This is a genomic window from Allosphingosinicella deserti, from assembly GCF_003012735.1.
GTDB classification, from domain to species: domain Bacteria; phylum Pseudomonadota; class Alphaproteobacteria; order Sphingomonadales; family Sphingomonadaceae; genus Allosphingosinicella; species Allosphingosinicella deserti.
Genome location: NZ_PXYI01000001.1, coordinates 359,306 through 378,581, shown reverse-complemented (window position 1 = coordinate 378,581; position 19,276 = coordinate 359,306). Strand labels below are relative to the sequence as shown.

Annotated in this window: 16 protein-coding genes and 1 pseudogene; 11 read left to right on the top strand and 6 right to left on the bottom strand. The window is 67.0% G+C overall.

Annotation, left to right across the window (positions count from 1 at the left end):
* Positions 1 to 11: 11 nt before the first annotated feature.
* A pseudogene (locus tag C7I55_RS28665) lies at positions 12 to 213 on the bottom strand (cation:proton antiporter); the annotation flags it as partial.
* 273 nt (positions 214 to 486) lie between these two features.
* Here C7I55_RS28665 and C7I55_RS01765 point away from each other — a divergent pair.
* From C7I55_RS01765 to C7I55_RS01730, 8 genes are read left to right on the top strand one after another with little or no spacing between them, the layout of a single operon-like run.
* Positions 487 to 1,044: an RNA polymerase sigma factor gene (locus C7I55_RS01765; RefSeq protein ID WP_233221989.1), complete on the top strand. Its 558-nt coding sequence runs from the start codon at positions 487 to 489 to the stop codon at positions 1,042 to 1,044.
* Complete coding sequence (locus tag C7I55_RS01760; protein ID WP_158266241.1) at positions 1,037 to 2,044, top strand: FecR family protein; 1,008 nt, start codon at positions 1,037 to 1,039, stop codon at positions 2,042 to 2,044. Before C7I55_RS01765 ends, C7I55_RS01760 begins: the two co-directional genes overlap by 8 nt.
* Positions 2,031 to 4,412 (top strand): TonB-dependent receptor domain-containing protein, encoded by a 2,382-nt coding sequence (locus C7I55_RS01755; protein ID WP_158266240.1) that lies wholly within the window; start codon positions 2,031 to 2,033, stop codon positions 4,410 to 4,412. The genes C7I55_RS01760 and C7I55_RS01755 overlap by 14 nt, the downstream gene beginning before the upstream one ends.
* Entirely contained in the window at positions 4,399 to 5,154 is a 756-nt protein-coding gene (locus C7I55_RS01750) for a DUF2334 domain-containing protein (RefSeq protein ID WP_106511156.1), read from the top strand. The genes C7I55_RS01755 and C7I55_RS01750 overlap by 14 nt, the downstream gene beginning before the upstream one ends.
* 45 nt (positions 5,155 to 5,199) lie before the next feature.
* Positions 5,200 to 6,423, top strand: a complete 1,224-nt coding sequence (locus C7I55_RS01745) for a glycosyltransferase (protein ID WP_106511155.1) — start codon at positions 5,200 to 5,202, stop codon at positions 6,421 to 6,423.
* Positions 6,410 to 7,408, top strand: coding sequence for a hypothetical protein (locus C7I55_RS01740; protein ID WP_106511154.1), 999 nt, complete (start codon positions 6,410 to 6,412; stop codon positions 7,406 to 7,408). The genes C7I55_RS01745 and C7I55_RS01740 overlap by 14 nt, the downstream gene beginning before the upstream one ends.
* Complete coding sequence (locus C7I55_RS01735) at positions 7,405 to 7,905, top strand: DUF2141 domain-containing protein (RefSeq protein WP_106511153.1); 501 nt, start codon at positions 7,405 to 7,407, stop codon at positions 7,903 to 7,905. The genes C7I55_RS01740 and C7I55_RS01735 overlap by 4 nt, the downstream gene beginning before the upstream one ends.
* Before the next feature lie 3 nt (positions 7,906 to 7,908).
* Positions 7,909 to 9,066: a glycosyltransferase gene (locus C7I55_RS01730; RefSeq protein WP_106511152.1), complete on the top strand. Its 1,158-nt coding sequence runs from the start codon at positions 7,909 to 7,911 to the stop codon at positions 9,064 to 9,066.
* A gap of 293 nt (positions 9,067 to 9,359) precedes the next feature.
* On the opposite strand, the gene C7I55_RS01725 is transcribed toward C7I55_RS01730, so the two are convergent.
* Positions 9,360 to 10,559 carry an LptF/LptG family permease gene (locus tag C7I55_RS01725; RefSeq protein WP_158266239.1) on the bottom strand — a complete coding sequence of 400 codons (1,200 nt, stop codon included), beginning with the start codon at positions 10,557 to 10,559 and terminating at the stop codon, positions 9,360 to 9,362.
* 750 nt (positions 10,560 to 11,309) lie between these two features.
* Between C7I55_RS01725 and C7I55_RS01720 the strand changes: the two genes are divergently transcribed.
* Both C7I55_RS01720 and C7I55_RS01715 read left to right on the top strand, forming a co-directional pair.
* Positions 11,310 to 12,179 carry an ATP-binding cassette domain-containing protein gene (locus C7I55_RS01720; RefSeq protein ID WP_106511150.1) on the top strand — a complete coding sequence of 290 codons (870 nt, stop codon included), beginning with the start codon at positions 11,310 to 11,312 and terminating at the stop codon, positions 12,177 to 12,179.
* Positions 12,180 to 12,183: 4 nt separating this feature from the next.
* Positions 12,184 to 13,824, top strand: coding sequence for a hypothetical protein (locus C7I55_RS01715; RefSeq protein WP_106511149.1), 1,641 nt, complete (start codon positions 12,184 to 12,186; stop codon positions 13,822 to 13,824).
* A gap of 308 nt (positions 13,825 to 14,132) precedes the next feature.
* On the opposite strand, the gene C7I55_RS01710 is transcribed toward C7I55_RS01715, so the two are convergent.
* The 4 genes from C7I55_RS01710 to C7I55_RS01690 form a co-directional block, all read right to left on the bottom strand.
* On the bottom strand, positions 14,133 to 14,759 hold the full coding sequence (locus C7I55_RS01710) for a cupin domain-containing protein (RefSeq protein ID WP_106511148.1): 627 nt from the start codon (positions 14,757 to 14,759) through the stop codon (positions 14,133 to 14,135).
* A gap of 327 nt (positions 14,760 to 15,086) precedes the next feature.
* The gene (locus C7I55_RS01705; RefSeq protein WP_106511147.1) at positions 15,087 to 15,857 is read right to left on the bottom strand and encodes a M23 family metallopeptidase; all 771 of its coding nucleotides are present in this window, start codon (positions 15,855 to 15,857) and stop codon (positions 15,087 to 15,089) included.
* A gap of 256 nt (positions 15,858 to 16,113) precedes the next feature.
* Complete coding sequence (locus C7I55_RS01695) at positions 16,114 to 17,130, bottom strand: hypothetical protein (RefSeq protein WP_106511146.1); 1,017 nt, start codon at positions 17,128 to 17,130, stop codon at positions 16,114 to 16,116.
* Positions 17,127 to 17,564: a hypothetical protein gene (locus tag C7I55_RS01690; RefSeq protein ID WP_158266238.1), complete on the bottom strand. Its 438-nt coding sequence runs from the start codon at positions 17,562 to 17,564 to the stop codon at positions 17,127 to 17,129. Before C7I55_RS01690 ends, C7I55_RS01695 begins: the two co-directional genes overlap by 4 nt.
* Positions 17,565 to 18,110: 546 nt before the next feature.
* Here C7I55_RS01690 and C7I55_RS01685 point away from each other — a divergent pair.
* The gene (locus C7I55_RS01685; RefSeq protein ID WP_106511144.1) at positions 18,111 to 19,259 is read left to right on the top strand and encodes a DmpA family aminopeptidase; all 1,149 of its coding nucleotides are present in this window, start codon (positions 18,111 to 18,113) and stop codon (positions 19,257 to 19,259) included.
* Positions 19,260 to 19,276 lie beyond the last annotated feature (17 nt).

Below are 19,276 nucleotides of genomic sequence, written 5' to 3'. Positions count from 1 at the left end.
GCCTCTGCCCGCTCGAACAGAGGGGTCGCCATCACGGTGGTGACGATCGCCATCAGCACCAGCATCGAAACCATGCGTCGGCCCCGTGATTCCCTTCTGCAGGCCGATAGTGACGATGATCAGCTCCATCAGGCCACGCGCGTTCATCAGCGCGCTTATCCCGGGAGCCGTGCGATTGTCCTCGCCGGCGATCCGGGCCTCGGCATCGCAGGCGCATGATCCGACCCGGCGGGCGTGCTTGTGCGTTCTTGCCGGCGACGTGCGGAGGGTCATTCGCGCCAAGTGTGGAAGATCGACAACGTCTCCGTCTCCAGAGAGGAATGGAGGCGTCTTCGTTGCGTTACACCGACTTTTGCGATGCAAGGGCCCGGAGCGTGCGCGTTGCTGGGTGGATCCGACGATGATAGCTTTGTTCGACGCCGTTCCTGACCTCGCTCAGCAAGGATTCGTCTCATTCATCTGAACGCGGAACCAGCGGAGACGGGTTTGAAGGCGCTGTTCTTCGAGAACCGCCCGATCCTGCTGCGATTTCTCGCCGCCCGGCGGGCGACTCCGGACGAAGCCGACGACGTGCTTCAGGATCTTTTCGTGCGGCTCGAGACGCAGGTGATCGGCCCGATCGCACAGCCAATTCCCTATCTCTGCCGGATGGCGGACAATCTGCTGGTCGACCACCGGCGCTCGGCCGCAGCCCGTGCGGCGCGCGAAGAAGCCTGGACCGGCACCCAGTTCGGGTCGGAGGTGGACGACAGCCCCTCGCCGGAGCGGCAGTTGATCGGCCGCGAGGCGCTGGCGGCGACGACTCGCGCGCTCGCGCAGTTGCCGGAACGCACGGTCGAGATCTTCCGCCGCTTCCGGATCGAGGGCGCGCCGCAGCGGCAGATCGCCGGCGAGCTCGACATCAGCGTCAGCGCGGTCGAGAAACACCTGCACAAGGCCTATCAGGCCATTGTCGCCGCCAAGGCGAGTTTGGATGCGGCCAGCCTGGATGGGGAGAGTCCGCATCCGCTCCGTTCTCAGTCGAGAGGGAGCGACAATGACTGAGCAAAAGCTGCTGACGGTCCGGGACGAGGCGATTGCCTGGCATCTGCGCCTTAAGGAGGGCAGCACCGAGGATTGGGACGCGTTCATGGCGTGGCTGGAGGCCGATCCGGCCCGGTCGGACGCCTATGATGAGGTGAAATTCGCGGACGCCGCAATCACGGCCGAGATGGTTCCGGCCGCCGCAATCCCGGTCGCCGCCATCCTTGGTGCGGCCATCCCTGACGCGGCCAATGATGAGGGCGAGGCTGGTTGGCGACCGGCGCACGGCCGGTGGCGCTGGGCGACCGCGCTTGCCGCCATCGCCGCGATCTTTCTGATCGGCTTGATAAGCATCCAGTCGTTCACACGGGGCGCGAGCAAATACGAGGTCGCAACCGGCCCCGGCGAACGGCGCACGATCGCGCTCGGCACCGGGGACAGCTTCATGCTGAATGGCGACACGCGGTTGATCCTGGATCCGAGTGATCCGCGTTCGGCGGAGATCGCGGCCGGCGAGGCCACGTTCGTCATTCGCCACGACGAGGCCCGCCCCTTCGTCGTCACGGCCGGCCGTCACCGCGTCATCGATGTCGGCACGGTCTTCAACGTCGCACGCGACGACCGGCGTTTTGCCGTCGAGGTGATCGAAGGCGCGGTCGCCTATCGACGAGCCGGTACCGACGTCGCGCTGTCCGCGGGCCAGACGCTCGAGACCGGCGACGATCCGGGTGCCGGAGTCCGGACCGGCCGGCGCAGGCCCGAGGAGATGGCCGGATGGCGGCGCGGGCGCCTCAGCTACAGCGCCGCGCCGCTGGAGCGGGTGGCGCGCGACCTGTCGCGTACGCTCGGCACTCGGGTCATCGTCGACCCCGCGGTGGCCGCGCTGCCGTTTACCGGCTCGCTTCGTGTCGATCGCGACGCCCGGGAGAGCGTCGACACTTTGGCGGCGACCCTGGACCTCAGGGTGCGTCGCGCCGGCGATGGCTTGCGGATCGAGCCGGGGCCCGGTGCGCCGCGCTGACCTGCTCCCCGTCCTGATCGTCCCGCTCGCCGCAGCAACGCCCGCGGATGCGCAGGAGAGCGTGCAGATCAACCTCCCGGGCGGACGGCTGAGCGACGCTCTCATCGCTCTTGCCGGGCAGACCGGGACGAGCATCGGCACGAGCGACACCGGTCTGTCGACGATCCGAACGCCGCCGCTGCGCGGTCGAATGACGCTGGGCGCCGCGCTCGACCGGCTGCTGGCCGGCACAGGCTACCGCTACCGGTTCGCGGGCCCCCGGATCGTCCGCATCACCCGCGCACGCCGGTCGGAGCGCGCGGACCGGCGCCGTCCGTCACCCTCCCCGACACCCGCACGCGTCGTGCTGCCGCCGCGCCCCCGTCCCCCGGAAAGAGAGATCGTGATCACCGCCAGCAAGATGGGGGTCGCGCTCGACCGCTTCGGCGGGACCGCGCATTCGGTCGATTTGGACGAGAGCGATGCCGGTCGCTTCGGCGCGCGCGCCACCGATGCAATCCTCGGACGGCTGCCGATGCTCGCCTCGACGAGCCTCGGTCCCGGGCGTGACAAGATCTACATCCGCGGCCTTGCGGACAGCAGCTTCAATGGTCCGAGCCAGTCGACCATCGGCCAGTATCTCGGCGAGGCCCGGCTCACCTTCAACGCGCCCGATCCCAACCTCAATCTGTACGACATCGATCGGGTGGAGGTGCTGGAAGGTCCGCAGGACACGCTCTACGGCTCGGGCTCGCTGGGCGGCATCCTGCGCCTCGTCCCGAACGCCCCCGATCCGTCGCGCCAGTCCGCTTCGGCTGCAGCGGGACTGCTCGTCACCCGTGACGGAGGCTGGGGCAACGATCTGGCGGCGATGGTCAATGTGCCGCTTGCACGCGACCGGATCGGACTGCGTCTGGTCGGCTACGGATCCACTGATCCCGGCTATATCGACGATCTTCAGCGCGGTCGTCGCGACGTCAACCGGACCCGGAGCTATGGTGGGCGCGCCCGTCTGCGCTGGGAGGCCGGCAATGACTGGCGGATCGAGATCGGCGCCCTCGACCAGTCGAACGTCGGGCGGGACGGTCAATATGCGCTGCGCGGGGGGCCGCCGCTGACGCGCCGGACGAATTTCGCGCAGCCGTTCAACAACGACTATACGATGGGCGACATCACCGTCCGCAAGCAATGGGAAAGGACCGAGCTGGTCTCGGCGACCAGCTTCGTCGATCATAGCCTCGCGAGCAGGTTCGACGCGACCGGCTTTCCAGGCACGACCGGCCCGCAAGTCTATGACGAGACGGTCGGCATCAGGCTCGTGTCGAACGAGACCCGTTTGTCGCGGCCCGATCGCGACGGCCTCGGCTGGCTGGTCGGATGGAGCCTCCTTCTCGGCGAGAACCGGATCTCCCGCGAGCTCGGGCCGCCCGGCGCGCAGAGCGCCATCACCGGCGTACGCAACGAAACCGGCGAGGCCGCTTTGTTCGGCCAATATGGCCTGCGCCTGACGCCTCGGCTGAACCTTACGCTCGGCGGCCGGCTCACCTTCGCCTCGTCGACCGGCGCGCCCATCGATGATCCGGATGAGGAACGGGAGGCAAGCCGAATGGACGTCTGGGCCGCCCCGATGGGAGAAGTGACCTGGCGGCCGGGCCGGCGGCTCACCCTCTACGCACGCTATCAGGAGGGATTTCGCGCCGGCGGACTGGCCCTGTCGCCGACCGGCGCACCGTCGACGGCGCAGCGTTTCCTGTCGGACAATCTCGGGTCGTTCGATGTCGGCCTGCGCTACGGGCGGCGCGGCGTCGACCGCTTCTCGCTCGCCGCCGCCGCGTCCACCGCGACCTGGGAGAACATCCAGGCGGACCTCGTCGATGCGCGCGGACTGCCCTACACCACCAATATCGGCGATGGTCGCATCCTCAGCCTGGAACTGGATCTCGTGTGGCGCGCGACACCGTCGCTCAGCCTGGAGATGGCCGGGTTCCTCAACGACAGCGAGTTGACGACGCCGGACGAAGGCGTGATCGGCATCGACGACGACAGTCTTCCGAATATCGCCCGCACCGGTGCCCGCATTGCCGCCCGCTACCGGACCGAGTTCACCTCCACGGCCTCGCTCACCCTGGACGGCTCGGCGCGCTACGTCGGTCGCTCACGCCTCGGCGCGGTCGCTCCGTTCGATCTCGTCCAGGGCGGCTTCGTGAACGCCCGGATCGGCGCACGCGTGGATCTGGGTCGTCTGGGGATGACGCTCGACGTCGACAACATCGCGAATGTGCGCGGAAACCGCTTTTCCTACGGCAACCCCTTCACCTTGGCGCAGGGCAATCAGATCACGCCGCTGCGGCCCCGCACGTTCAGGATCGGCCTCGATGTCCGTTTCTGAACCGCCAAGGCGTCTCCTCGCGTCCATCCATGACGTCGGCCCACGCTTCGAAGCCGAGATCGACAGGCTTGCGGAAGGGTTCGAACGCCGGCTCAGCGGCCCGCATTTCGCGATGCTCGTCGTTCCCGATCATTGGAGCGAAGCGCCGCTTGCCCGCGACGCCGCCTTTCAGGCGCGGCTGCGCGGATGGGCCGACCGGGGGGTGGAGATGTTCGTCCACGGCTGGAGCCACCGCGACGACCAGCGTCATCGGGGCGCTCTTGCCGCGTTCAAGGCCAGGCGCATGACCGCCGGCGAGGGCGAGTTTCTGGGGCTCGGCCGCGCCGAGGCCGCACGGCGCATGCGGGACGGCCGCGCCCTGATCGAGGATGTGATCGGTCGCCCGGTGGCGGGCTTCATCGCGCCCGCCTGGCTCTACGGCGAAGGCGCGATCCGGGCGCTCGCCGATGAAGGCTTCGCGCTGGCGGAAGACCATCTGAAGGTCTGGCGGCCCGTCGATGGCGCGACCCTGGTGCGCGGACCGGTCGTCAGCTGGGCGAGCCGCAGCCGCGCGCGCAAGGCGAGCTCGCTTGCCTTCGCCGCGCTCGCCAGGTTCGCGCTGCGTCCCCTTCCAGTCGTCCGGCTCGCAGTGCACCCGGGGGACACGACCTCCCCGGCCTTGCTGGCCGATATCGACCGCACGCTCGCAGCCTTTCTCGCCGACCGGGTCCCCGGCCGTTACGGCGATCTGATGGGGAAATGAAGGAACGGCTCCGTCTCGGGTTGAACGCCCGAACGGAGTCGATGCGTGCAGTCCGCCTTGCGTGTCCTTGTCTGTCTTCACAGTTTCGAGCCCGGCGGGGTCGAGCGCGTCGCGCTGCGCCTGTGCAAGGCCTGGCAGACGGCGGGTGCCGACGTGACGGTACTCCTCGGACGGGCCGACGGGGCGATGCGCGACGAGGCGCCGGCGCTCGACTACGCACTTTATTCGTCCGGCACCATCTCGACCGCGCGGTTCGAAACGCTGTGGATGATCTTCTGCCTCTGGCGCCGCGTCCGCGCGGTCCGCCCGGATGTGATCTTCTGCGCCGGCAACAGCTACACGGTGGTGGCGGTGGCCCTTCGCCTGCTGCTCGGGCGTGCGTGCCCGCCGTTCGTCGCCAAGGTCAGCAACGATTTCGACCGGCCCGACATGAACGCCGTCGCCCGTCGCGCCTATCGGCCCTGGCTCAAGCTGCAGGGCCGGCTGATTCCCCATTGGGTGGCGATGGCCGGGTCGATGCGCGACGGCATCGCCGTCGCCCTCGACATTCCGCCGGAGCGCGTCACCGTCATCGACAACCCCGTGCTCGACGGAGCGGAAGCCCGGCGCCTCGCGGAGGCGCGCGACCTGGCCGTGCGCTACGGCGCGAAAGGGCGTCTGTTCCTGTCCGTTGGGCGTCTCGTGCCGCAGAAACGGTTCGATCTCCTCCTGGCTGCGTTCGCGCGCGCTGGTGGCCCGGACGACCTGCTGGTCATTGTGGGCGAAGGACCATGCCGGGGCGCGCTCCAGGCATTGGCACATCGCCTCGGCATCGCCTCGCGCCTGTCGCTGCCGGGGCATCAAAGCGACACCGCAAGCTGGTACGCCCGCGCCGACCTGTTCCTTCTGTCGTCCGACTACGAAGGCGTGCCCGGCGTGGTCGTCGAGGCGATGGCGGCGGGACTGTCGATCGTTGCGACGCGAAGCAGCGCCGCGCTGGACGAACTGCTCGGAACAGACAGCTTGGGACGGAGCCGCTTCGGCCAGCTCGTCGACCGCGGCGACGTCGATGCCCTGGCGGCCGCAATGGCGAGACCGGGCGCGGCGCCGGACCGTCATTCGCTTCGCGCACAGGCCGGACAATTTCGGGTCGAACGGGCGGCGCCCGCCTATCTTCGCCTTCTTCGAATGGCTGCATATCCGGATCAAAATCAGGGTGAGTGGGGAAATCCCGAATGTGCTCCGTCTACGGGCATGAGCACCTCCGAACCCGCTTATGTATCGGACTGACGCCGCGACCGGCGAGCTGGTCGGCGGACCCTATCGGGCGCCCGATCCGGCGCGGTCCGACCCAACGCCGCCCGACCCTGCGCTACGGTTCGATTTGGCGCGGGCCGATCCTGCCCCGCTCGATGCCTCGCGGCAGGGCTGGCTGCATCGGCTCGGGGTCGCCATTTCGGGCGCGGTCCTGGTCGCGACCCTCCTGCAGCTGCGCGAGGTCCGGCCGGCCGAGCTCATTGCGCTCCTGCCCGATTCCGCCGCTTTCTGGATGACGTTCGCCGTCTCCTACTTCGTCCAGATCGTCAGCGAATGGGCGATCTACCGGCGCTTGTGGCACATCCCGGCCTTGGGCCTCGTCGCCCTCACCCGCAAATATATCGGCAACGAGATTCTCTTCGGTTATATCGGAGAGGTCTATTTCTACACCTGGGCGCGCAAGCGCGCGCAGATGACGGGGGCGCCGTTCGGCGCGATCAAGGATGTCACCATCTTGTCGGCGGTCGTCGGCAACGTCTTCACTCTGATCCTGATGGCGATGGCGTTTCCGCTCCTGGGGGAATTGCAGCTCAGCCTCGGTGGCGAGGCCCTGTATCTTTCCGCGATCGTGCTGGTCGCGACCTCGCTTGCCGCCTTGCTCTTCCGGCACCGGCTCTTCAGCCTCCCCGCCGCCGACCTGCGCTTCGTGATCGAGGCGCACGCGGCGAGGATCATCGTCAAGACGGCGCTGGCGTCTTTGCTGTGGCACCTCGTCCTTCCCCAGGTGCCGATCGGCTGGTGGCTCATCCTCGCGGCGCTCCGCCTGCTGCTGTCGCGCCTGCCCTTCCTGCCGAACAAGGATCTCGCCTTCGTCGCTTTGGCGGTCGTCGCGATCGGACACGACAGCCAGATCGCGGCCATGCTCGGCATGATCGCGGCGCTGCTGCTCGCCACCCACATCCTTCTCGGTGTCGTGCTGACGGCCAGCGAGCTTGCCGGCCTGAAGGAGCGCCCATGATTATCTCCCTCCTGCTCGCCGCCCAGCTCCCGTCCAGCCCGTCGCTTGGCGTTGCCGAGGGACGGTGCCGCGCCAACGAGCCGGGGCCGGCGATTCTGGTCGAAGTGGCCGGGCTCAAGGATCGGCAGGGGTTGCTGAAGCTCGAAGCCTATCCCTCCAACGATCGGGATTTCCTCGCCGACGACAATGTCCTCGTCATGGCCCGCAAGGTCTTCCGCCGGGTGACGGGTCCGGTGCCCGCACGCGGCGGGGTGCAAATCTGCATCCGGATCCCCGCACCGGGCGCCTACAGCCTGTCGCTCCTTCACGACCGCGATTCCAACCGGAAGTTCGGACTGTCGGTCGACGGCGTGGGGTTTCCGAACAATCCCAGGCTCGGCCTTTCTCGGCCACGCGCGGCGGCGACCCGGGTGGTGGCCGGGCCCGGCATCACCCGGATCCGGATCGTCATGAACTACCGCCGGGGCACGTTCTTCTTCGGCCCATTGAAAAGGTGACGCATGAAGATCGTCGACGTTTCGGCCTTTTACGCGCCCGAAGGCGGCGGCGTCCGCACCTATGTCGATCAGAAGCTCGCCGCCGGGCCCGCACTGGGTCACGAGATCGTCATTCTCGCCCCGGGCCCGGAGGACCGCAGCGAACTGCGCGGGCGGGGCGCGCGCATCCAATGGGTCGCCTCGCCGCGCTTCCCGTTCGATCGAAGATATCGCTACTTTGCGGACGCCGCGACGATCCATCGCCATCTCGATCGGGAACGGCCGGATTTCGTCGAGGCCTCTTCGCCCTGGCGCAGCGCCTCGGCCGTCGCGACCTGGCCCGGTGATGCGGCCCGGGCCCTCGTCATGCACGCCGACCCGATGGCCGCCTATGCCTATCGCTGGTTCGAAGGGCTGGCGAGCACCGCCACCATCGACCGCAAGCTCGGCTGGGTCTGGAATCACCTGCGCCGCGTCAACGGCGCTTTCGATCTGGTCGTGAGCGCCAGCGACAGCCTGTCGCGGCGCCTGGCCGCGGCGGGCCTTCGCCGCGTCGCCACCCACAGGATGGGCGTCGAGGCGGGTCTGTTCTCGCCGGACCGGTGCGATCCCGCCCTACGCGCGCGCCTGCTCGCGCGCTGCGCGCTGCCGCCGGATGCGACCCTGCTCGTCGGCGTCGGCAGACACGCTCCGGAGAAGCGCTGGCCGATGATCGTGAAGGCGGTGGTGGCGGTGAGCTTCGATCATCCGGTCGGCCTCATCCTCGTCGGCGACGGGCGCGATCGCGCGCGGACCGTCCGCGAGATCGATGGCAATCCGCACATCCATCTCCTGTCACCGATCGCAGACCGCACCGCGCTTGCGCGCCTGCTCGCCAGCGCCGATGCGCTCGTCCACGGCTGCGAGGCGGAAACCTTCTCGATGGTCGCGGCCGAGGCGACGGCGTCCGGCCTGCCGCTCATCGTCCCCGATCGCGGCGGCGCCTCCGACCATGCCCGCGCCGGCGGCGGCCTCTGCTTCGCCTCCGGCGATCCCGCCGACGCAGCCCGCGCCCTCCGCACCTTCGTGACCAGCCCGAGGATCTCGCCGGAGGTGCGGCCAATCCGGACCATGACCCACCATTTCGGCGACCTCCTCGACCATTATCGGCATCTGGCCGCGGCCCGTCGTCAGGCCGCCTGACATGCGCCGGGAGACCTTCTTGCCAGCGCTCGCGGATGCGCCCCGGGACAATAGGGCTGGAGCCCTGGATATGTGGCGCAGCGGGGCCTCCGCCGGCGGAAACTCTCGAACCCCCGTTCCTGAGGCGCGTTTCCGGATCGGAACGAGGCGGCTGGCAAATGTTCTGCCGGCTGCTGCTCTGGGCAACCCGGAATGCAACGCGACACGATTGAGCTAGCGCCGCCTCTGGGCCCACCAGGATCCTGCACTCTCAGTCGCTCAACCGGAAGAGATCGACCGCCTTAGATAAGCGATCAGTTCACGGCCTTCCTGCGGCCGAAGACGACCATCACGCCCCGATACCCGTATCGCATAACGTGGATGAGGGCTTGCTCGACGGCGCCCAGGCCCGCCCGCTGCTGAAAACGCATCATCTGAAACGCGACTAAAGCGTAGAACACGACCAAAAAGGCGTGGGCGGCCGGTGCAACGGGCGCCAAACGGTCTTCGATCAGCGCCGAGAGCCGCCAGAAGAGGATGATCTCGATGATGCCGACGCCGAGACCGATCGCCGCAAGTGAGCGCTTCGGCGGCACGCCGTGGACGAAGCCGAAGAGCGGCAGGATGCAGCACAGGATCGCGGCGGCGGCCCGCGCCGAGACCGAGGCGTGCGCCATCGCGACGTCGATCTCTGCGCTGCCATCCCGTGTCGGGTCGAAGTCCAGCAACTGACCGAGTGAGAATCGGTCGAGGCGCTCGCGGGGCGGCTGCCTGGGCGGGCGTTGCCGCTCGGACACCGGGATCGCCAGGCGAAGAGCGCGGAAGCGCAGAACCCGGGGTTCGCCGGACTGGCTGCCCCAAATTGCGGTGACGTCGTTGAGGGCCACGACGACATGGTCGTCGGCGGACAGATCGAGCGTCGCCCGATTGGCCATGGCGACCATGTGGCGATGATGGAGCACGACATCTTCGACCCTGCCGGACGCGCCGTCGATCCGGGCGAAATAGAGCTGACTGTCGCGGCCGAGCCGATGCGACACGCCCGGCTGGATCGAATAGCCGAACTGTCCCGTCCGCACCGCCATGCCGATCGAGTCGAGTTCGCGCTCGCCGGCCGGCTGGACATAGCCCCTGAGCCCGACCAGCAGCGCACAGGTGAGGAGTCCGAGCGCCGCCGGCCCCATGAGCAGCCGGCCATTGCCGATACCGCTGGCGGCAAAGACGTCGAGCTCGCCGGCCCTGGCGAGGCGCCGAAAGGTCAGGGCCGTCCCGAGAAAGAGGCCGATCGGAAGCGCGATCGCGATATATTCCGGCATCAGGCTGGCGAGCGAGCGTGCCAGCACGCTTGGGGCCTCGCGAATGCCGGCAATCTGGACGAGCAGCCGCGGCGTGGTTTCGACGCACAGGAGGAACATGACCACGCCGACGACGATCGCCTGCCAGCCGATCACCTGGCGAAGGATATAGCGATCGATGAGCAGGACCCTGGGCAGCGCGCGAGCTCCAGGGATCACGCCCACGGCTCGAAGCTTTCGTTGTCGCATCGCTAACGCCGAAAGCCGGGCATCACTCATCGGCGCGATGCTCCGGGCAAAATTGCCGCCTCTGTTCGGCCGTACGCCTCATCCCGTGCGTTCCGCGTCGCCCACAGCAGCAGCCGGACGAACAGCGCCCAGCAGCCCCGATCGACACTGGCGACGCGACGGAGACAGGGCTGACGCGCGGCCCCGCCGACGATCGGCTCCGCGGCCGAGTGCGCCGGGACGCACCCGGGTGTGTCGGGTAAGGGAAGAGACTCTTCTGTCACACCTCAAGACGGAGCGGGGCCGCCCGATCCACACTTTGCACGCTGCGCGCCGGCGTGCCGAGGCGAGCGGCTCGTGGCGCTAGACATGCACCTCGGCGAGTCGGCTGACGGTCGGAGTTACGTCAAGCGTCCCGACATCCACTCAGCAGGGTAAAGTACTCCCGGGGGTCCATGCGGCCGATGGTCGGAGTTAAGTAACGATAGTCGGAGTTAAGTAAAATGTCCCCGGGATTTACCAGGCTTCAAGGTTCTCACGGCGGTCGATCTGATCGGCCAACCGGGCGCAGTCGTCCTGCACGCCGATAGGATCTCGTTCGAAGTCAGCGGTTACTGATGCTGTGGATCCGCTGCCCGCCGCCGCCAGGAGGCCCACTGCCGAGCAGACCCAAGGTCGAACTTGTCGAACGACAGGGGAACGACCAGTCGCACGGCACCGGCAACCCCGGTATATCGAGCCATGCTCGTCGTCGATCGCCTCAGCCACGTCTATGCAGATGGTACCCGCGCCCTCGATGCAATCACCCTCCCCATCGAGCCGGGTTTGTTCGGGCTCCTCGGGCCGAACGGCGCCGGCAAATCCACGTTGATGCGGATTCTTGCGACCGTCCAGTCGCCGAGCGACGCTGGACAGATCCGCCTCGACGAGATCGACATGCTCGCGGACCCGCTTCGTCTGCGTCGATCGCTTGGCTACCTTCCGCAGGAATTCGGGGTTTACCCGCATGTCAGCGTGTTCGCGATGTTGGACCACCTCGCCCTGCTCAAGGGGGTGGCCGGGCGGGCTGAGCGACGGGATCTCGTCGATCATCTCCTGCGCGAGGTCCACCTTCACGAAGTCCGGCACAAGGCGTTGGCAAGCTTGTCGGGCGGGATGCGCCAGCGCTTCGGACTGGCCCAGGCGCTGATCGGGGCGCCGCGGCTGATCATCGTGGACGAACCCACTGCCGGCCTCGACCCTGAAGAAAGGTTTCGGGCACTCGATCTGCTCGCCGCTGCGGCGCAGAACGCGATCGTGATCCTGTCCACCCACATCGTCGCCGATGTCGCGTCCCTGTGCGAGCGCATGGCAATTCTGGCAGGCGGACGCCTGCTGATGACAGGCTCGCCAACAGCGCTCGTCGAGGCCTTGGCAGGGCGCGTGTGGCGCAAGCAGGTCGAGAGGAGCGAGCTCGCCGGGTTGGGCGACCGGCTGCTGTCATCCCGGCTGGTCACAGGCCGTATCGTTGCCCACGTCCTCTCGGAGCACAGTCCGGGCGCCGGGTTCGAACCCGTCGAGGCAACGCTGGAAGACGGTTATTTCGCCGCCCTCGCGCGCAGAGGGGGATGAGGCCTTGCTGATCTCTATCGCCATGTTCGAGCTGCGCCAGCAACTGAGCGGACACGTATTCCGCGTCGTGTTCGCGATCTCGATGGCGATGGTGCTCGGCTCGGTCGGCATCGACGCGCTCAGGGTCGGTGTCGATCCAGGCGGCTTGCGCAACGGCGCCGAAGCGATCGTGCAGACGCACCTCCTCTGGACATTGTTCTTCATGTTCACCACCGCAGCCCTCGTCGCCGATGCGGTGCTGCGCGACGAATTGGTCGGCTTCGCGCCAATCCTGCGGGCAGCGCCGGTGCGGTGGCGCGATCTGGTCCTCGGGCGCTTCGTCGGCGCGTTCGCCGCGATCCTCCTGTGCTTCACAAGCGTGCCAATCGGCATCGTCGCGGGATCGGCGATGCCGTGGGTGGCCGCCGGTTCGGTCGGCCCGGCCGATCCGGAGTCGTTCGCCTTCGCCTTTTGCGTGATGGCGATCCCCAACCTGCTGCTCAGCGCCAGCGTCGGCTTCGTCCTGGCGACGCTGGCGCGTTCGCTGGGCGCCGCGCTGGTCGGCGCAATTGTCCTGCTGATCCTTTACGGCCTCGGCGCCAGGGCCGGGGCGGTGCTGTTGCCACTGTTCGAGCCCTTCGGTTTTGCCGCTTATGACGAAGCGACCGCCGGCTGGGGCGGGGCCCTGCTCGATGCCGCCGTGCCATGGGACGCGCCCGGCCTTATCGCGAACCGCCTGTTCGTGCTCGCAATGTCGGCCGCCCTGCTCGGCGCTGCCGCGATGCGCCCGCACAGCGCCGTCTCGCGGCCGTCTTCCGCCGACCGGCGGATGCAAGCGGTCGATCGGGTACCTGCTGGCGGATGCGAGGTCTCGACCGCGCCGCTGGTGCCCTCTTTCCGGCGTCAGTTCCGGGCGCGGCTGGTGCTGGAGGTCGGTCAGATCGTGCGTACGCCGGTGTTCGCGGCTTTGCTGCTGCTCGGGATCGCTAATGCGGCGGCGGCGATGTGGCCGGTGCGGACCAGTGCCGATCCGCGTCTCGTCGTTGTCACCCTGTCGAAGGCCTTCCAGCCGGCACCGATCGTCGTGGCATTGTTTTTCACCGGCGAGCTGCGCTGGTCGGAGCGCGAGCGCGGACTTGCTGCGCTGTTGGCCGCCACACCGCTAAGGTCCGCGGCCTTCCTGCTTCCCAAGTTCCTCGCGATTGCGATCGTGCTGGTCGCGATGATCTCGGCTGCCGCGATCACCGCCCTGGTGCTCCTTGCCATCGGCGGCGGCATCGCGGCCTCGTCTTTGCTTCCAGCCTGGTTCGGCGCGGCCTGTTACAACGCGCTGATGTTCGCGATCGTGGCGATGTTCCTCCAGGCGATCGCACCGGACAAGCTTGCCGGCTGGGGCTTCACCGTGCTGTTCCTGGTCGCGACGTTGACGCTGGACCGGCTCGGCTACGTCGATCCGCTCTATCGCTACGGCCGTTATCCAGGCTGGCCGCTTGCGCCAGGGAATGGTGCAGCGCTGCCCGCCTGGATCTATCAATGCTGGTGGGCTGCCGTCGGCGCCTTGCTGCTGACACTTGCCGTCGCGGTTGCGAGGCCGACAGGGCCGGCATACCAGCCGATGCGGCTCGCTCGCGCACGCCCGGGACTCGGTCGCCAGCGCCGATCCTGACCATGTGCGCTCACTAAGGCGCTGAAGCCCGGCGATGCCGTGAGAGGAGACGCATCATCCGTGACGCGGCGGGTTCAAGCAGGCTTGTTGCCGGCACCTGCTGCCTGGCAGTGGATTCTCTCGGAGCCGAAAGCGCGCCGGAAGCTTGCGACCAATATCGGCCGTGAGCCGCCCAGACGCGAACCTCCGATTGCGACAAAACCAAATGCTCCCCCGGATGTGAGCTGTTCGAAGCGTGCGCTCCTGCCGACCTGGACCCGCTGTCATAAGCACGTTCAAGCAGGGGAGAAGGCCGATGAAGCGGAAGCCTAGCGGCAGTAATCCGTACCGGCCCAGGCGCTGGTCAGCCGCATCCACGGCTCCCGCTCGGGTGCGAGAATCAAGACCACGCTCTTCCTTCCTTTGGGCGCCGCCTGCAGGTGCGCGCCACCGGGAACGATGTAGCTCTCGCCGGCCCGGATCGTGTGTCGCTCCGTTGGCGTTTCCGTGCATTGCTCGCCATCGATCACGTAGAAAGCCTTGGGTCCTGAATAAGCGTGAGCTCGCGTCCGCATTCCAGGGGGGAACCAAGACTCCATGAAGCGAGCGACGATCGACCTTCCAGGTTCGAGTCGGAAGGGCCCGGCAACGTGGTGCGGAGGCAGGACTGGCTCGATCTTCTCGGACGAAAGAACATAAAGCCACCAGCGACCGTGGGCCTGAACAGCTTCACTCCACGCCCGTCCCTTCGCACCGGCTCTCGCAACCTCCTCGGTTTCTGCGGGGACGATATGCCAGTAGAGCGTCGCGGGTGGCGAGCCGATTTCCACTTGCGTCGACAAGAAGCAGCCGGGTTTGCCGACATTCTCCTTCGCGGGCCCAGTACAAGCCCCCGGAACGGCGGGCACCTCCTTCGCGAAAATCGCGAAGCTCGCCAAACCTACAGCCAGCATCATCGTCTCTCCACCTCAGGTGAGAGCAGCATCTCATCTGTGCTGGAGACCTGCAATGTCTCCTCACGACCAAGTCCGGTCGCCCCCGCGTGGGTCGGCGGACGGCAGCGTTCGCTGGAACCCGCCGTTCACCGATCATGTCGTCGATCGCAGGGTCGCATCAGGAGGCTGGCCGACGGCTTTTGACCGCTTGCCTCATGAGCCACGGTGCCACTTCGTAGCTCAAGGGGATCGGGACGGCGTGCCGCAAGCTGCAGGCAGGGATCGGGCCCGCGTGCCGCTCAGCCCGGCAGCAGCTCAGACGCTGAAATCAGCTGTCCGCCCGGTTTTCTACTTACAAGCGCGCGCAGTGTAGCGAGTGTCTTTCCGGACGTACTCGCCCGCCACGCTGCAGAACCGCGGCAAGCGCATCCGTTCCCGACGAACGTTGTCGGTCAGGAACCCTCGAGCATCGATCGGACCTTCGGCGGTTGGAACGGCCACCTCGAAGTGCAGGTGCGAGAGCATCGCGCAGCCGACATCGCCCTCGTCGCCGAGATACTGACCCGCTCTAACCTTGTCTCCTACCTTCAGTCCCGCCTTCGCGCTGCTGCTACCGCTGCGCATGTGCGAGTGGAGCGTCCACTCGCCGTTGACGTGTGATAGCCAGAGATAGTTGTTCCGGCAGAGTTCGGCGGCTCGGCCGCTCTGTTTCTCTTTGTATCGATCGACCAACGCCATGATGGTTCCGTCGGCTGCCGCCACGATCCGATGCGGCCCGCCCGTGCGGGGCTCGCCGATCAAATCGAGTGCCCCGCCCGGCCGATGTGTATCCGCGTCATCGAACACGGAAAGAGTCGTGCCATCGGCATAAGGGAGCCGGTACGATCCCTCCGACTGCCGTGAGACTCTCCCCTCGGGGGGCTGCGAGAAGGCCGGCGAAATGCCGATCGTCACGGTGGCTAGGACCGCCACATATTTGTACAAGATTCGTGTCACTCCCGATCCTCGGCCAACGGCGTCCACCAGGGCGTACGGCATCGCAGCCTTGCGGTCGTCAAAACGCCCCTTTGTTCTGGCGTCGCGCTCAAACTCAAACTTTTCGGCCGGCAAGTCGCGCATTTATCAGACGTTGCGCTGCGAAAGCCCGGGCATAAGCGGGCCGAACCTCCCCCCGGGCTGCATAGGCAGCACGCTTCTCAATATTCGTCCAGGCCGGCGATTGGAGTTAAGTGAAGTGTCCTCGGGATTTAAGTGTCCCCGGGGTCGGGATCCCGGGATTTTAAAGTGTCCGCGGGGCCCACCGGAGTTCCATGGCCGTCTTATACCCGATCCCAGAGTAGAACCTCCCGCGCGCGTTCTTCCAACCCCGTAGCGCTCAGCGGTTGAAGCGCGGGAACGCGTAACCGCCGTAGAAGCGATCCGCGACGTTGCCGATCGTCGATCCCCAAATGGGCGTATGCTCGTTTCCCCAACTTACCACACGCAGGTTGGTCGGCGCAGCGCGATACTCGGCGCTCTGCCGGTTAGCCGCCGCCGCTGCACCATATGCATCCTGCGGAATCGTACCTGCTCCGAACGGCCGGGCACGTCGCAGCCGGGCGAATTCGCCGGGCGTCATCGCGCTACGGCCCTTCGCCTGGATAAGCGGCCGCATCTCGGGATCGATCACCACCCAATGCCGCTGAGTGATAGACTGGCCCCCGCCGCTCAGCAAACTGGCGTCGATCTGCATCACTAGCCAGTGGCTGCCCCACAGGTCCAGTAACTCCAGAAGGTCTTCCATCGAGCCGTTCATTAGTCCTTGGCCGACAGAGTCGAGCCGCGCAGACGCCCCCACCGAAGCGAACCAGCGGCGGATCATCCAGGGCCAAGTAATGGCAGAGAACAGGTCGGATGGCGTTGCACCAGTGGACGGCGCGGCTCGGTTGCGCCGCGTCGCTGCGCTCAGGCTCGCCATCATCATCCAGTCGAGGTCGGAGATCCGCGATGCCCGGCCGCTCCTTGCTTGAATATCGCGTAACGAGTCGCGAGTTGTTGCATTTACGACGATGCTCACTCGCTCATGCGGCGATGCGAAGTTGAACGGCTCCCCGCGCCAAACGGCAGTTGCATAAGCGACGTACCAGTCTGGGCGATCTTCGAGCAAGCAGTAGAGAAAGGCGGCACAACCGCAATAGGATGTGGTGCGCTGGTGCGGAAGCGATGCCCCGTTCAGCCGTTCGTTGAGCTGACGCGCAAGTTGCGCCCGTGTGACAGACCAGCCGGCCGGGCTCTGCTGGCGCCGCACCTCTTGCGCAGGCGACATCGCCCGGCCCGTCGGCCGCCCCTCGTTTTCGAATGCCGCAACCAGCGCTTTGGCGCGGGGCAAATAGCGCGAGGTGATCCGGTTCACCGCGCCGACTCCGGGCGGCTGGCCTCGAATTGCGCGCGGCGCTCGATCGCGTCGCGCACGCCATTTGCATAGGCGGTAAGAGCGGCCGCCACCGCCATCCCAGACAGGATACAGGCGGCGCCGAAAGCCGGACCGCGCCAAAAGCGGGGCTTGTCTGGGACCCTGCCGACATCACCTCGCCGGCTCGGCGCGAGCAAGAACACCGCGGCGACCAGCGGCACGACAAAGTTGAGGCCCAGAAACAGCCATTGAGACCAATCTGGGTCCGACTCGAGAAACGCGAGCCAGGACACCAGCTCAAGAAGCCCCAGCACGAGCCACACCCAGCCGACGAGCTGCATGTTAAAACCTGCGTCGCGCACCCGACGACGTGCTTCTACGCCAAATTTGCCAATTGCCGCGCCGGCGATCGCGCCCACCAGCACGTTGACCAAGATGCCATGTTCCCAACGACTAAGGGTGCATGTCCAAAGCACGAGCAACGTCGCCAGCCCGACGACCAGCATTCGGGATATCGAGCTGCGTCCTTCTGAGGAGAAGAAAGTGACCAGCGCACCATTTGCGCCCACGTAGGATCGACCTTCAGCCGGAGCCGTCATGCAATCACAACCCCCAACACAAATTTGAGCACTGCCAATCGTACAAGTCAGGTCCGCCCGACCGAGAACATCTCGTTACCGATACATGCGCGGTACCTCGGATAACGTCAATGCGCGGTTCCACACGCTCCGGCCCGCCAAACCAGTCCGAAGCCGCGTACACGGTCGATCGTCGGAGTTAAGTAAAGTGGCTTCGGAATTTGACGGTATTCCCTGGGCGCTCCGTCACGGCTTGCCTGTCACGGATCGAACAATCCGATGGCCGGAGACGGATCATGCCGCTCTCAGCCACCACGGCTCTTGACGGGCGAGCGCGCCGGACTGCTCGACGCGGCGGCGAAAGCCTGTAGGCTCGGGCATGCCCTGCCGCGAGGAGATATCATGGTCCTGAAGCCGTTCGTGCGTTCCGCCGTCGCCGCCTCCGCGCTCGTTGCTGCGGCGTCCGCCTCGGCGGCCGAGCGTCCGCGAGTCCGGGAGGCGGGCATCCGCATCGGCGTGCTGGAGCCGGGGCCTCTCAATGGGATCACCGACGTGGCGGGGGTGCAGGTCGGTCACACAACCTTGATCGAAGGCACCGCCGTGAGGACCGGCGTCACTGCGATACGGCCGCACGCGGGCAACCTCTTCCAGGACAAGGTGCCGGCGGGTTTCGCGGTGGCGAACGGTTTCGGCAAGTTCATGGGCTCGACCCAGGTCGCAGAACTTGGCGAGATCGAGACTCCGATCCTGCTGACCAACACCCTGTCGGTGCCCGAGGCGGCCGCTTCTGCCATCGAGTGGACGTTGGAGCAGACCGGAAACGAGCAGGTCCGCTCGGTCAACGCGATCGTCGGCGAGACCAATGACGGCGCCCTGAACGACATCCGCCGCCGCAGGGTGACGAAGGCGGATGCGCGCGCCGCAATCGACGCCGCCCGAGGCGGGCCCGTTGCGGAAGGTTCGGTCGGCGCGGGAACCGGCACCGTCGCGTTCGGCTGGAAGGGCGGGATCGGAACGAGTTCGCGGCGGCTTCCGCCGAAGCTTGGCGGATATACGGTCGGGGTACTCGTCCAGAGCAATTACGGAGGCGTGCTCAGCGTCGACGGCGTGCCGATCGGCACCCTGCTCGACAACTATTATCTCAAGGACGAACTCCATTCGGCAGCGGGGGACGGTTCGGTGGTGATCGTGATCGCTACCGACGCGCCCTTGTCGGATCGCAATCTCGAGCGGCTCGCGCGCCGCGCCTTCCTCGGCATCGCACGCACGGGTTCACCGATCACCAACGGCTCCGGCGACTATGCCGTCGCATTTTCCACCGCCCAGAGCGTGCGGCGCACGCCCGAGCGGCGGAGCGATGTCGCCGCGATCGCCGAACTTCCCAACGATCGCATCTCGCCGCTCTTCCAGGCGACCGTGGAGGCAACGGAGGAGGCCGTGCTGAATTCGATGTTCCGTGCGGTTTCGGCCGAAGGCAACGGAGCGCGCATCCAGGCCTTGCCGCTGGAGGAAGTCCTTAAGCTACATTCGGAAGCACGCCGCACACGCTGATCCGGACGAGCTTCCGG

What these genes read in the sequence shown, in the direction of transcription:
- C7I55_RS01760 (WP_158266241.1), top strand. Translation starts at nt 1,037, where the DNA reads ATGACTGAGCAAAAGCTGCTGACGGTCCGGGACGAGGCGATTGCCTGG.
- C7I55_RS01750 (WP_106511156.1), top strand. Translation starts at nt 4,399, where the DNA reads ATGTCCGTTTCTGAACCGCCAAGGCGTCTCCTCGCGTCCATCCATGAC.
- C7I55_RS01740 (WP_106511154.1), top strand. Translation starts at nt 6,410, where the DNA reads ATGTATCGGACTGACGCCGCGACCGGCGAGCTGGTCGGCGGACCCTAT.
- C7I55_RS01735 (WP_106511153.1), top strand. Translation starts at nt 7,405, where the DNA reads ATGATTATCTCCCTCCTGCTCGCCGCCCAGCTCCCGTCCAGCCCGTCG.
- C7I55_RS01730 (WP_106511152.1), top strand. Translation starts at nt 7,909, where the DNA reads ATGAAGATCGTCGACGTTTCGGCCTTTTACGCGCCCGAAGGCGGCGGC.
- C7I55_RS01720 (WP_106511150.1), top strand. Translation starts at nt 11,310, where the DNA reads ATGCTCGTCGTCGATCGCCTCAGCCACGTCTATGCAGATGGTACCCGC.
- C7I55_RS01710 (WP_106511148.1), bottom strand. Translation starts at nt 14,759, where the DNA reads ATGATGCTGGCTGTAGGTTTGGCGAGCTTCGCGATTTTCGCGAAGGAG.
- C7I55_RS01705 (WP_106511147.1), bottom strand. Translation starts at nt 15,857, where the DNA reads ATGCGCGACTTGCCGGCCGAAAAGTTTGAGTTTGAGCGCGACGCCAGA.
- C7I55_RS01685 (WP_106511144.1), top strand. Translation starts at nt 18,111, where the DNA reads ATGGTCCTGAAGCCGTTCGTGCGTTCCGCCGTCGCCGCCTCCGCGCTC.